Below are 13,670 nucleotides of genomic sequence, written 5' to 3'. Positions count from 1 at the left end.
GCTTACAGGGTTGACCCCAAAAACCCTCCTGCTAAATACGGAGTTATTTATTATTCATAGGGGGGGGCAGGCCTCAACAGATAGTGGGGCTATGTATATTTCAAGTACCAGTTAAATCATATCTAGGTGCTTCGGCCACAAATTATAATTTTTGTTGAATGTGATCTGCTTTAGTTAAATTACCCGAAACAACGAAACAACCCTTTGACATCAAAGGGTTGCCTTTGTCATAACAAAACCGCTTATGATTGGATGGTATTAAAATATTCTAACATCGCCAAGGCAATGCCGTTAGGCTCGTGTTTCCCTGTTTCGGGTAAAGTTAGGGAAGGAGGCTCACACTTTGACAGGTAACGCTCAAAAGTAGTTTTAAAATCTTCAGCCTCGTAACCTTTACATGTTTCGCTACCAACTCTGATTTGTTTTGGCCGGATTTTGAAGGGCTTCAACTGATGGGCTAGTTGATAAGCTGTCATTGGTTTACCTTTGTTCCATGCATGCCAAGGTGTTTCTTCATTGGCACATAATTGCTGTAGTAGCGCTTTGGTACTCCAGCGCTCCAAAGGGAAGGTTTGGAAAATATCCCGAAGATCACTTAATAGCTGTTCATTGATACTTTGTGATTCCTCATCAATACCAGAGATAGTAATAGCAGCCTGTCGTGCCGTTTCTGGCCAGTGCCCACCAGCTTGATCAGCAATCGCAAATAACGGTTCCCAATTATCCTGTGCCCGATGATTTAATACATCAGGTAAAACTGGACGTGCGATTGCAAGTGCTTCCATGTTGTCCTGTGCCCAGCGCATCAGCATCCTACTCATTAGCGCAAACTCTGCCTTGTCAGTATGCCGTAAGCGCTGGCGTACCTCGTCCTTATACTGTCGCCTGAGTTCTAAAGTAATAGAGCGGTCTTTTAGAGTACTGGGTAACTGTCCAATGCCTGCAATAGCCTTGGCACCAAAAGTACAAAACCGCCTAGGTTCAAATTTTTCACCGACCAAGCGGATCACATAGGCATTAGCCCTGTCTTGGCCACTGTTTAAAATTCCTCGTAACTCATTATTACCAGCGACAAAGGTATCTGCTTCATCAATAAATAAAGTGGGTGCAAAGGCATCGATAGTTCGGAATAGTCCTGCTGGTGAAATATTGGATGTGTTTAAAGGATTTTTGGACATTAAACTCATCAGTGTTAAAAGCTGGCTTTTACCACAGCGTTTTTCAGGAGCGGTAATGCAGGCAATTGGTGCGATATCAAATGCATTAATACACCAAGTGAACATAATCCATAGAGCAATTGCGACAGCAACTTGTGGTTCACAGGTAATATGCAAGTTAACCTTCTCAATAATTTGATCCAGTAATAACTTGCCATCCACTGCTTCGTGATAAGGCTTAACCATTGGAAAAGATCCTAATATAGGCTTGGAGTGTTCCAAGCTGTTAGAATATTTACCAGCATGCTCATCCTAAATTTTTATGTTAGGATGAACTGCTGGTGATTGATTTTGAGTCGATTATTCAGTTTGTGATGGAAGCTGGCGGCAACCAGCGTTCTCACTGAGAAAGGCTGCTTTAGAGCAGCTTTTTTCATTTGCATTCAATAGCTTGATTAAACACGTTCTGAGTTTTTTTTGACTCAATCCACTTTAAAATTTCAGCGACTATGTAAAAAACAGCAGCTTGTCGAGTTGAACCCATTTTAATCATAGCTTGGGCAAATACAGGATCAATTTTTTGCAGCTTGCGTAGGGCATCTACGCTCATCCCAAGCTTTCTTGCCAAATCTTTCTGACTAATCAGATACTTTTGGGAAAGTTGTGAAAATTCAGTATTCATATATTTTCCTCTTGATAATCATTAACGCGTGAAAAGCATTTGCGTATGGAATTGCCACTGCTAGTTCAGTAGGGGTTTTCATAGCTTTTAATTTCACGGACTCAAAATAACACATAAATTCTTATGAGTGAATAGACTCTTTTAGGAAACTTTAAATATTTATATGATTAAAAGTGACGGATTGGTGGTTATTATTTTTTTTATGATACAATAGCGAAATAAAGGAGGCTAGTATGAAAAATAGTGATCATCTTTCTTTCGATGAAACAATGAAAATATTAGAAGATCAGCAGAGGACTTTTAGGTGTTCGGTTGATAGTTTATTTGGCTATATCTTATATCTATTCAGGACAGAGTTAGATGTAAGTCAGGAAATCATGGGTTTTCAATTGGGTGGTATATCAAAATCCGGATATAGCAAACTTGAGAATGGAATATCTTCTCTACATATTTCTCATGTTTATATGCTCTCTCATATAACTAATGTTCCAAGAAAATTTATTTATGATTTACTTGATTATTTAACTGAGTATTGTCTTTCTAATGGTGGACGTTTGTATGTGGGCGATGACATAGCGGTTAATGCCTTTAACGAAAATGATGATTATCCTGAGCTTAAAAAAAATCATGAAATGATGAGGGAAAAGATGACCACGCCTTTAAAAGAGTATTCGGCTTTTTTTGGTTTGGATCATGTAGCTAAACTTTCTAGTGCTATCAATATAGCCATAAAGAAGGGTGGTAAGCTTCCAACACGATCACCAAAGTAATTATTAAGTAGAGCAACGAAAATTATTTTGTATCCTGCGGTGTATCCTGAGAGTTTTACTAATTAAATTTTAATTTAATATCAGTAACTTATGATTATTGTTCAGTTGACGCCATCTCTACCATTTGCTTAAATTCATATGCCGTTACTTGCGGTGATATGAGCCTAAAACCCTTAACTAGCAATGGTTAAGGGTTTTTTTATGCCTATAAAAATTTATGGGCCATCGTGTAGATGGTTTAAAGGATTGAGAACGTGAGGTTGTCCAGCGCATTTAAATCATCCACTACAGCTAAAATTTTTAGCGGATGAAGATGATAAATAATTATTTGTTAAGGTAAAGGCTCATAAGTTATAGCTCAGCTTGCTGGATTTCATATAAATAAGTCCATGGAAAAATTCCCTTGTCATGCCCATCACTAAAACAAATCTGTGCCCCATAGCCCTGATCAAACATGGCAGTAATTGTAGTATCTGGTGCTGCAATAATCTCTTGCTGTCTTAAGCGTTTTGCCCGGCAAAAACCACAGGGACACTGCTCACGCAACACCTGATGGCTTAATGCCTGCACCTTGCTATCCGGCCAATACAGGTGCAGGATTTGTTGTGATACATCGACCTTGATGTGCTCAGGTTTCATCTTCAATCCGCCTGACCAATTTGATTGATGGCAATGCGTACTGCCTTTCGCACTTCGGGATCACTGTCTGTTTCTGCCTGTTGCAGAAGTTGCAAGGCACGGTGGCCACCAATTTCGCCCAGGGCCAGAGCGGCTTCCTTACGCAGGTTACTAATCTCATGTTGCAGGGGCAGGGCCAGCGCTTCTAAAGCCTGAGTGGCTTTAAGTTTGCCCAGACTGCGTGCGGCTGGAATACGCACCTGCCAATAGGAGTCGGCAAGCGCTGTAATTAACGGAATAATGGCGGACTGCGGCTTAACCTTGCCCAGCGTCAGGGCCGCTTCAACCCGGATTTGCCAGATTTCATCGGTTAGGGCTTTAAGCAGCGCCTGTTCAATGGCAGGCGTGGTCTGTTCACTAATTCCAAGCGCCCCGGTCGCAATACGGCGTACTTCGGCATCAGTGTCATTGATCGCCAGTTCAGCCAGCAAGGATTGCGCTGAAGCCTGTTTAAGCCAGCCCAGCGTACTGACTGCTTCACGGCGCACCTGCACATCGGCATGATGAATATTGGCCACAATGGCATTAATGGCTTGCACAGGACGTAACTCACGGATGGCCCGCAAGGCCGCAGCACGCACATAGCTGTCTGCATGCGCCAGCAGGGGCAATAGCGGTTCAATGGATTCTGCCTGTTTGATTTCGCTCAGGCTTTGCGCAGCAGCCTGTTTAACCAAAAGACTGGAATCCAGCAGCGCCATACTTAAGGCATGTATAGTGTCGTGATCTTCCCAGCCTTCCAGCCGAGTGGCAGCTTCCTGCCTTACTTCAGGGGCAGGGTCATGCTTGACTGCAAAATGTAGCCACGGTAGCAATTCACTGTTTTCCTCATCGGCAATATCCATAATGGTAATGCGGCGAACAGCGGCATCATCCTGATTCAAGCGGCGATGAAGGCTTAAATACTCCGCATCAATACTCAAATCGGGGCTTAAATCCGGATAGTAAGTCTGGGTGGTGAGCGTCATAATGATTTACCCTATGTCTTAACGGGATATGATTTATTTTTAAAATCAGGCTGGGGTTTTGGGCAGAATACCCAGTGGATTAAGCCGTTTTAGCTCAGCCGTAGGTGGTTGCCGCAGGGTCTGGATGCAGTGTTTTTTCAGCTGCATAAACTCAGGTGAGGTCACCAGATCAGTACTGCGCGGGCGGGTAAAATCAGGCTTTGAGGTCAGCAGAATTTCTTCAATGATCTGGCCGGGGCGGTGGCTCATAATCAGTACCCGGTCAGCCAGAAATAAGGCTTCATCAATATCATGGGTAATAAACAGCACCGTGGTTTGAATTTCATTCCAGATGTCCAGCAGCAGTTCCTGCATCATCAGGCGGGTCTGGGCATCCAGCGCACCAAAAGGTTCGTCCATCAGCAGCACTTTGGGCTTGTTAATCAGCACACGGGCAATTTCAACCCGCTGTTGCATCCCACCGGACAGCTCGGCTGGATAGCGGTTTTCAAAGCCGGATAGCCCGACCAGATGCAACAATTCACGGGCCTGTTTCTCGCGTTCTGCCTTGCCAATGCCTTTCATTTTCAGGCCAAAGCTGACATTGTCCAGCACGCTTTTCCACGGAAACAGGGTGTGATGCTGAAACACCAGTCCGCGTTCAGAATCGGGTGCCTTAATGGGTTGGCCATCCAGCAGCAACTGACCTGACGTAAACGGCAAATGCCCGGCCAGCGCCCCCAGCAAGGTGGATTTGCCACAGCCGGAAGGCCCCAGCAGGCAGACAAATTCACCAGGCTGAATGTCAAAGGAAACATCATGCAGGGCTTCAAAACGCTTGTCAGCCTGTCCCAGATGCAGGTTTAAGTGCTGAATGCTGACATGGCCCTGCTTGTTGGAAATGGTCTGTGTCATGATTTGCGTCCTGTGTGATACCACGGCGTGAGTTGTTTGCCAGTCCAGCGAATCAGGGCGCTGCTGAGCAAACCCAGTGCGCCAATCAGTAGCATCCCCACCACAATGTCGGCATAGTTTTGCAGGGTGAATGATTCCCAGGTGAAATAACCAATGCCCAACTGGCCTGAAATCATTTCGGCGCTAATTAAACAAAACCAGCAGGTGCCCATGCCAATGGCAAGCCCAGTCACAATATTGGGCGTGGCGGCAGGCAACACGACTTCGCTAAAAATAGACCAGCGCTTGCTTCCTAGACTTTTTGCCGAGGCAATCAAGCGTGGGTCAACGTCTTCTACGCCATGAATGGTATTGAGTAAAATGGGAAATAACGCGCCCAGAAAGGTAATAAAAATCATGGAAATTTCAGACGAGGGAAACATCAGCACAGCCAGTGGAATCCATGCCACCGCAGGAATGGGACGCAGCACTTCAAGCGGTGGCATGAGCAGGTTGCAGGCCAGTCTGGAGCGGCCAATCAGCACGCCCAAAGCAATGCCAGCAATTGCAGCCGCCAGGAAACCGGCCAGTACCCGCCACAGGCTGGCCTTTAAGTGACTGAGCGCATCTGGCAAGTGACTAAACTGGACAAAGGCATGTAGCACCTCAACAGGGGTGGGCACATTGACAAAGCTCACCACGCCCAGATCCAGCTTGAAATGTGCCAGCACATGCCACAGCAGCACACAGTCCGCCACAGCCAGTACCCGCATTACCACTTGGCGTAGTTGAGCCAGCCGCTGTATGGACAGATAGGGAATGCTGGCGGTAGTCGGTTGGTCCAGCGCGGCAGATTGAGTCAGTACTTTCATGATTAGCTCCCTAACGCTGGTACTGATCTTTTAGCCAGTACCAGCATCAACGCAGGCTTAACCTGCTTTCACCAGTTTCTGGGCATTGTTGAAGTCATAGACCTTGCCACCATGCGCTTTGGCCCACTGATCGGCATTGCCACGCAGGAGGAAACCATTGATCTGGCCCTGTTTATCAGTGGCAAACCACGCCTGATTGGCCAGCAGCTTGATGCCACTGTTACGATCCTGAATGTAAACCACCCGGATATTTTTACCGGCTTGATGCAGGCGTTTTAAATCCTTAAAGGCATTTTCCGCATTCTGGTAGCTGCGCACTTTGGCTTCATCGCGTACCCAGACCTGCGTTACCCGTTCAAAGGTTTTAATCGGCTGGTGAGTTAGCGCATCATTGGCAACCAGCAGCAGTTTGCCGTAGTTTTTCAGTTGGGCATCGTAATTCAGGCCAGCGCTGGCAAAGGCTTTTTTGATATAGCTGTCAGAGATAAACTGGTTGACGTTCAGGTTGACATCAGTGCGGCCAAGCAGCTTGAGCGTGTCAATAGCAGTCTGGGTGGCCTTGCGGTATTCCGGTTTCCAGGTCAGGTCGCGGGTTTGCAGACCCAGTGGACCGTGGAACAGATATACCACCTCAGGTTCAACGCCAGTCACCTTTGAAATCAGCAAGCTGTATTTTTCCGGTTCACGGGCAATCAGCTGGTTGGCTTCAATGGCCGCGCGCAGATAGGCATTAACAATCTCCGGATATTTTTGCGCATACTCGCGGCTCACCAGTGAACCGTGAAACGTCGGTGCATTGGACTGTGAGCCATCATAAATCTTGCGAGCAAAACCCCGGTACGGGAACAGCTCGGCAAATGGCACAAAGTCGGCATGCGCATCAATCTTGTTGCTCTTGAGCGCCGGGCCTGCCACTTCAGGCGCCTGTGCAATAATTTTGACATCACGCTTGGGGTCCCAGCCTTGTGCAGCCACTGCGCGTAGCAGCAAGCCATGTGCGGTTGAGGCAAACGGCACGGAAATGGTTTTGCCTTTTAAGTCACGAATGGATTGCACTTTAGAATTTAACGGCACGACAATGCCATTGCCGCTTCCCGTGGTACTGCCGGACAGCACGCTTAAAAACACACTTTGCTTGCCTGTTTTTTGAAAGGCCACACCATTATTGACGCCGGGAAAATCGGCCATTGCCCCAAAATCCAGCCGTCCCGCCACCATTTCACTGGTGAGCGGGGCACCGGAAGTAAAGTTTTTCCAGACAATATCGTATTTCACATCTTTATATTTGCCATCTTTGGGCAGGTATTTATTCAGGAGATTCAATTCACGAATCAGCAGGCCCCCGGTAGCGCAATTGATGGTGGTGTCCTGTGTACCAATGGCCACCCGGATGGTTTCGGCCAGTACAGACTGGGTACTAAGTAAGGTAGTTGCCGTCAACACGACTGGTAATGTTTTAAGTAAAATTTTCATTGAGCATTTCTCATAAAAAGTAATTATTTCAATAAGTAGGGAATGCCCACATAAATGGCATCGGTAGGGCAGTCTTTCTCACACGGCATGCAGTACCAGCATTCATCAAACTGCATGTAGGCTTTTTGCTTAACTGGATCAATCGCCAGCAAGTCCAGCGGGCAAACATCCACACACACGGTGCAGCCCTTGTCGGCAATACATTTGTCTTCATCCACCAGCACAGGAGCGGCGGTACGGTGTCCAGTTTCACGTGCAATAAATGCCATGATGTTCTCCAGAAAACTGTTTTTAAAAAATAGTGTTTCAAATTTCAGCCAGTTGCTTATTGCCCGGTTCTTTGTTGCCTTGCGGAATACGCAGTTTTTGGTAGGATTGCGCTTCATCCTGCTCAATCGGAATCAGGTAGGGTTCAACCGGTTTTTTCAGGCTGACCATATTGCCGCTGGCATCTTTTTTCAGATGGGCATGGCAAAACCAGTCCTGATCATTTTTTTGCGGAAAATCAGCGCGATAGTGATACAAGCCCCAGCGGCTTTCGGTACGAAACAGCGAGGCACGCGCCGCCATTTCGGCACAATCACGAATTACGGATACTTCGGCAGCACGCATGAGTTCGTGCGGATTATTGGCCTTGATCTGGGCAATATCGGCCTTGATTTCTTCAAAACGACGCAGACCAATTTCCATTTTCTGGCGGGTTTTGGGTGGTTGCAGGTAGTCATTTACCATGCGGCGCAGCTTGTATTCCACCTGTTCAGGCGCCAGTCCTGGTTCACCCTGCTGGCTACGCACAAGCGGCGCAAACACCCGCTGTTGCTCAGCCTCAATCTGGGCCTGATCCAGCTCGCCAAACTGGCCATTTGCATCGCGGCTGGCGATATATTCAGCAGCATTCACCCCGGCAAACCAGCCATAAGTAAATGCACCCAGCATATAGTTGTGCGGTACGGCAGCCATGTCACCAGCGCTATATAAACCCTTCACCGTGGTTTCAGCTTTTTCATTGACCCAGACGCCAGAGGCACTATGGCCGCTGCAAAAACCAATTTCGGAAATGTGCATTTCCACCATGTCTTCACGGTAATCGATGTTGCGGCCTTCATGGAAACGGCCACGGCTGGGACGTTCGTTGGTATGCAGGATTTCTTCAATGGTTTGAATGGTTTCTTCAGCCAGATGATCCAGTTTCAGGAACACCGGGCCATTGCCACTTTGCAGTTCCTGATAAAACTCCCACATCATTTGCCCGCTCCAGTAGTCGCACTCAATAAAGCGTTCGCCTTTGCTGTTGGCAGTAAAACCACCCAGCGGCCCAGTCACATAAGCACAGGCCGGGCCGTTATAGTCCTTAATCAGTGGGTTAATCTGGAAGCATTCAAGGTTGGAAAGTTCAGCACCCGCGTGATAAGCCATGGCATAACCATCGCCGGCATTGGTGGGGTTTTCATAGGTGCCCATCAGGTAGCCGGATGAGGGTAAACCCAGCCGTCCAGCAGCGCCGCAACACAAAATAGCTGCTTTGGTCTTGATCACATAAAAATCACCGGAGCGGCAGTCAAAACCCATCACGCCATTAATGGCACCATCAACATCTGTCAGTAGGCGCGTGGTGATAATCCGGTTGCTGATCTTGACCTGTGCGCGTTTAAGCTGGCGGTACAGCACTTTTTTGATGTCATGGCCTTCAGGCATAGGCAGCACATAGGCGCCCATGTGATGCACTTTTTTGACTGCATAATCACCGGTTTCGTCCTTTTCAAACTTGACGCCCCACTTGTCCAGTTGTTGAATGGTTTCAAAACTGTGCTTGGCATAGGCATACACGGTGGCCTGATTGACAATGCCATCATTGGCAATGGTAATTTCCTTGGTGTATTGCTCCGGCGTGGCATGCCCCGGAATAATGGCATTATTCAAGCCATCCATGCCCATGGAAATGGCGCCACTACGCTTGACGTTGGCTTTATCAATCAGCAGCACGCGCAAGGCAGGATTGGCCGCTTTGGCCTTGATGGCAGCCATCGGCCCGGCTGTACCACCGCCAATAACCACCAGATCATATTCCAGTAACTGTGTTTGCATGGTGTTACCCCTAACCGTAAAACAAGAAAACAAATATCGAGAAAACAGTAATCAACAAATTAGTGTGTGCTGCCGGGCGCTTGCCGATCAATCCGTAAGCGGTACTGGAAGGCATCACCCGAGAAATACAGGTATTCAAAATCAATGGGCTGACCCGCCGAGTTATGGGTCAGGCGCTCAACCCGTAATATGGGCGCATGGCTGTCAACCTGTAACAGGTCACCCAATTCCGCATCGGCCAGCACGGCATCAATCGTCAAATCGGCATGGCCCAGTGAGATTTGGCATACGTCTTCCAGCGCCAGAAAAATATCGGTGGTGACCAGATTCACCTGTTGCAGTTCACGTCCCAGACTTTCCGGCAAATAAGTGATTTCAAAGGAAACCGGCTGCTGGTTAACCCGGCGTATCCGCTTGATCACGGTAACCGTACTACCTACAGGCAATTGCAGTTTTGCTGCCACATGAATAGGCGCAGTCACAAATTCAAACTGCCGGACATCGTTAATAACTTCATGACCAAGCGTGCTCAGGGCCTCAGCAAAGCCTTGCAAATGGGTCACATTCTGGAAAGCCTTGGGCTTGCTCACAAAAGATCCCTTGCCATGCACCTTGAAAATAAACCCTTCCTGCTGGAGCTGGGTTAGTGCCTGGCGTACCGTAATGCGGCTTACCTGAAACAGTTCGCCCAGTTCATTTTCGGAAGGAATCTGGCTGTTGGCCGGATAAGTGCCATTGGTGATTTTTTGCAGCAATTCATCACGAATCTGGTTGTACAGGGGTTTGCTGGCGCTACGGGCAATCGGCTGGTTCATACATGCTTCCTGGCAAGCAGTAACTTGTTATAACAACTTGGCCAGATAGTGCTTTTTTTTAAAAATAATGAGAAATATTTATTTTGGATATTGATAGTGATTTTTTGGGATAGCTATTTTTTGTAAACGAATTACAAAGATTTAATTTTGGTAAAAAATTATTAAAAACAAATAAATATGAGATTAAAAATTATGGCAGGAAATTTAAAATCAACCCTAAAGTTAGCGCCTTTGTCGTCTTACTTTAGGGTTGATTGAGCAGTTCGGGATCAGGCGCGAAAGGCAGCCAGAAAGATTGCAGGCATTTTAAGCCAGCTGGGTTTGGCGGTAAATGCGGTCAGTTTTTTGGCAGTAGAGGCGGCAGAACGCGCGGTAATAAACCAGGCCGGTTTGGGGGAAAGTGCAAATTCACCATGAAAAACCGAGCGGGGAAACGGTCTAAATGGCCCCCAGATGACATTGCGCTCGGGGCGTTCCACCAGATGAGAATTATGCACCACGCCAATGCCACTACCCACACGGTCAAGGCTATTGCCTTTAAACGCCCCCCAGGCCAGCGTAGGCAACAGAAAGCCAATGGCACTCCAGACATTAACGCCAATGGTGCCATAACGCAGTTCAACCAAGGCTTCATCAAACGCTTTGCCCATACTTTTATGGTCAGCGGGTGCAACAATAATGCTGGCTCCCAAGCTACCATCAAGCTGCGTATTGGCAAACTCAATGGCCGCACGGAAAAAGCTAAGGCCTGTGCCGGGCAGGCTGGTGTGGCCGAGTACTGGGGCAAAATACTCGGTATTGAATAAATCCTGCGCCGTATGTTGATTCACCTCAATCAGTATTCTGCCATTGATGGTTTCGGCTTGCGGGTAAGTTGCAGTAGCAAGGCTAATTTTTTTGTCTGAACCCGGATACCATGCGGTTCTGGCAGGAACTTCACGCAGCACCGCACGCAGCTCTGCCAGAAATTCAGCGCGCTGTGGCCAGTCCTGACTTAAAATCAGAGCCTGGCCAGCAATGCAGTTATGCCCACCGTTATGCAGGCGCTGGGTTGCAACGTGTTCGGCCTGAAATCTTAGGTCTTCCTTCGACCAGTTGCCGGGAATGACAATAATTGGGGAAACCCCGCCCAGTTCACTGGTAATTGGCTTGGTCAGCTTTGGCGTACCGGTTTTATCGTAGGTAGACCCCCAGACAATCATGTCATGGGTAACACCACTTCCGGTAATATGCACATGCGCAATATCTGGGTGACTGGTTAAATAAGTGCCTACTTCGGCTCCACCATTAACCAGCCTGAGTAACCCAGCCTCAATCAATGGCGCAAATGCCTGTTGATAAATAGTGATGAGCGTACCAAACGTGGGATTGAGCTTGATGATACTTACGCGGTTATAGGCAACCAGCTCATACAGGGCATCCAGCGGGGCAATCGCACTGATATTGCCTGCACCAAGCACCAGTCCAACTCCACCATTTTCACCCGGCCGCTTTGCCCCCAGTCCGGCACTGGCCCGTGCTTCGGCTTCGGAAATGCCCGGTTCCATCCATAACTCGGCACGGAAGCCATGAAACAGGTTGTATTCATACAGGTTGCTTGGCAGCATCTGGAATTTTACCCGGTTGCCCGGCGCGCTTCCTGCCTTAATGCCGTTTAGGGATGACTGGCCGTGAGCCATTTTTTCCAGACTTTCAATTGTGGCTGCAAAACCCGCCAGCGTGGCATAGGGGCCAGACATCCACTCTTCACCTTCAAGCGGGCCTGCGGGCGTTCCCTTGGCAGCAATGGCAGCAAGTGCCCATGCTTCATCCACCGTTGCAATACTGGCATGGGTGGCTTTAAGCAGCTCAATCCGCTGCTGAAGATCAAGGCTTGCCCATTTGGCTGCACCGGATTTCAGTTCCAAAATAGCCTGATCCAGTTCGGGTTCAGTGGCAAAATGTACCTGGGGGGTCATTGAGGTCACGATAGAGTCCTTTCTTGTATTCATTGAATAAAATTTGGGGATATTGAAGCAATCAGCAGAATTTTTTTACTTCTGACCTAAACCACAAAATCGTATTGCATCGTTTATGGAGTGTGCACCCGCAACAGCCATCATAACAGCCATGCGGTAGGGGTTGGCCTTGATTATATCTAATCCACGATTCACGCCGAGTCAAGCCATAATGGGTTAGGCTAGCGGCTATTAAGGTCAATCAGGGTCTGGCTAATCACAGCAGATTAACTTTTAAAGCGCTTGCGGTACTCTTTTGAGGTAAGCCCAATGACTTTGGTAAAAATCTTGTTAAACGATGAGCTGTCCTGATAGCCCACCTGCCAGGAAATGGCTTCAAAACTCAAACTGGTGGTTTCCAGCAACTCTTGTGCCTTTTGAATTCGCAGGTTCTGGCAATATTCAATTACGGTCATGCCGGTGGCTTTTTTAAAGCGCCGTAACAGGGTTCTTTTTTCCAGCGCAATATGCTGGGCCAGCACTTCAAGCGTAATTTTCTTTTGATAATTGCCCTGCAACCAGTGCTGGACTTTAACAATGGTCACATCGCCATGATCAAATTTTGGTGAAAATGCATGATAGTAGGATTGCTCACGTGACGGCGGGTCAACCAGCAGGTATTTTGCAAATTCGCGCATGGTTGCGCCATCGTAGGCTTTTTCAACAATCTTTAGCCCCAGATCCATCCATGATAAAAGCCCTGCCAGGGTGATGATTTCATTGTCATCCACAATCAGCTTTCTGTTATCCAGCGTCACGGTAGGATAGTTTTGCTGAATAGCTTCACTGTGCATCCAGTGCGCAGTCACGGTCCGACCGTCCAGAAGCCCGGTTTCCAACAGGGTAAAAATGCCTGAACAAATGGCACACAGAATGGCACCATTGTCATAAAGCCGGTTAAGCCATGCTGAATAAGCCTGGGCGTCCTGCTTGGAAATAGGAGGCTCAAAACTGGGCGGGATCACCACCAGATTCACTGTATTGTCAGCATCAGGATGGGTGTCAAAGATTTTGATGATCTGGCCATCCTGTTCTTTCCAGTGACTAATTCTTAAATCCGGGAACTGTCGCGCCACCACAAAGTTACTGGCATATTTTAGCAGGTCAGTCAGTCCCCATACCGAGGGCAGGTGTGCAGCAGGATAAACAACAATACCTATTTCCATGGCTTTGTCCTTATGTCGCGATCCGCCATAAGATTGTCATTAATGACTGTTCATATTTGCTGGCAGTTTTGTCAAGCTTACTCCACTGTAGCGGGTTGAATAAAGTTGCATTTGACTAAAGGGTAATACTGGGC

The 13,670-nt window shown here is 47.6% G+C and carries 13 protein-coding genes; 1 reads left to right on the top strand and 12 read right to left on the bottom strand.

Going from position 1 to position 13,670, the window contains the following annotated elements:
• Positions 1 to 242: 242 nt before the first annotated feature.
• Together Q337_RS17345 and Q337_RS17340 are read right to left on the bottom strand one after the other, a co-directional pair.
• Positions 243 to 1,379, bottom strand: coding sequence for a DUF3631 domain-containing protein (locus Q337_RS17345; protein ID WP_211253603.1), 1,137 nt, complete (start codon positions 1,377 to 1,379; stop codon positions 243 to 245).
• 211 nt (positions 1,380 to 1,590) lie between these two features.
• Positions 1,591 to 1,839, bottom strand: a complete 249-nt coding sequence (locus tag Q337_RS17340) for a hypothetical protein (protein WP_051526759.1) — start codon at positions 1,837 to 1,839, stop codon at positions 1,591 to 1,593.
• Positions 1,840 to 2,072: 233 nt separating this feature from the next.
• Between Q337_RS17340 and Q337_RS0109395 the strand changes: the two genes are divergently transcribed.
• Positions 2,073 to 2,609, top strand: coding sequence for a helix-turn-helix domain-containing protein (locus Q337_RS0109395; RefSeq protein ID WP_026471379.1), 537 nt, complete (start codon positions 2,073 to 2,075; stop codon positions 2,607 to 2,609).
• 351 nt (positions 2,610 to 2,960) lie between these two features.
• Here Q337_RS0109395 and Q337_RS0109390 read toward each other — a convergent pair whose 3' ends face one another.
• From Q337_RS0109390 to Q337_RS0109345, 10 genes are all read right to left on the bottom strand, one after another.
• Positions 2,961 to 3,254, bottom strand: a complete 294-nt coding sequence (locus tag Q337_RS0109390; protein WP_026471378.1) for a gamma-butyrobetaine hydroxylase-like domain-containing protein — start codon at positions 3,252 to 3,254, stop codon at positions 2,961 to 2,963.
• On the bottom strand, positions 3,251 to 4,255 hold the full coding sequence (locus Q337_RS0109385; protein ID WP_051526758.1) for a HEAT repeat domain-containing protein: 1,005 nt from the start codon (positions 4,253 to 4,255) through the stop codon (positions 3,251 to 3,253). The genes Q337_RS0109390 and Q337_RS0109385 overlap by 4 nt, the downstream gene beginning before the upstream one ends.
• Positions 4,256 to 4,300: 45 nt before the next feature.
• On the bottom strand, positions 4,301 to 5,137 hold the full coding sequence (locus tag Q337_RS0109380; protein WP_026471376.1) for an ABC transporter ATP-binding protein: 837 nt from the start codon (positions 5,135 to 5,137) through the stop codon (positions 4,301 to 4,303).
• An 8-nt stretch (positions 5,138 to 5,145) separates the two neighbouring features.
• Positions 5,146 to 6,000, bottom strand: coding sequence for an ABC transporter permease (locus Q337_RS0109375; RefSeq protein WP_026471375.1), 855 nt, complete (start codon positions 5,998 to 6,000; stop codon positions 5,146 to 5,148).
• A 57-nt stretch (positions 6,001 to 6,057) separates the two neighbouring features.
• On the bottom strand, positions 6,058 to 7,473 hold the full coding sequence (locus Q337_RS0109370; protein ID WP_026471374.1) for an ABC transporter substrate-binding protein: 1,416 nt from the start codon (positions 7,471 to 7,473) through the stop codon (positions 6,058 to 6,060).
• A gap of 23 nt (positions 7,474 to 7,496) precedes the next feature.
• Positions 7,497 to 7,742, bottom strand: coding sequence for a 4Fe-4S dicluster domain-containing protein (locus tag Q337_RS0109365; protein WP_026471373.1), 246 nt, complete (start codon positions 7,740 to 7,742; stop codon positions 7,497 to 7,499).
• A gap of 37 nt (positions 7,743 to 7,779) precedes the next feature.
• Positions 7,780 to 9,558, bottom strand: a complete 1,779-nt coding sequence (locus tag Q337_RS0109360) for a fumarate reductase/succinate dehydrogenase flavoprotein subunit (RefSeq protein WP_026471372.1) — start codon at positions 9,556 to 9,558, stop codon at positions 7,780 to 7,782.
• 59 nt (positions 9,559 to 9,617) lie between these two features.
• Positions 9,618 to 10,373: a GntR family transcriptional regulator gene (locus Q337_RS0109355; protein WP_026471371.1), complete on the bottom strand. Its 756-nt coding sequence runs from the start codon at positions 10,371 to 10,373 to the stop codon at positions 9,618 to 9,620.
• Positions 10,374 to 10,642: 269 nt separating this feature from the next.
• Entirely contained in the window at positions 10,643 to 12,331 is a 1,689-nt protein-coding gene (locus Q337_RS0109350; protein ID WP_026471370.1) for an aldehyde dehydrogenase family protein, read from the bottom strand.
• Positions 12,332 to 12,597: 266 nt separating this feature from the next.
• A complete protein-coding gene (locus tag Q337_RS0109345; RefSeq protein ID WP_026471369.1) occupies positions 12,598 to 13,536 on the bottom strand; it encodes a GlxA family transcriptional regulator in 939 nt (312 codons plus the stop codon).
• Positions 13,537 to 13,670: the final 134 nt, after the last annotated feature.

The sequence above is a fragment of the Alkanindiges illinoisensis DSM 15370 genome (assembly GCF_000619845.1).
GTDB lineage: Bacteria > Pseudomonadota > Gammaproteobacteria > Pseudomonadales > Moraxellaceae > Alkanindiges > Alkanindiges illinoisensis.
This window is presented reverse-complemented; position numbering and strand designations above follow the sequence as displayed.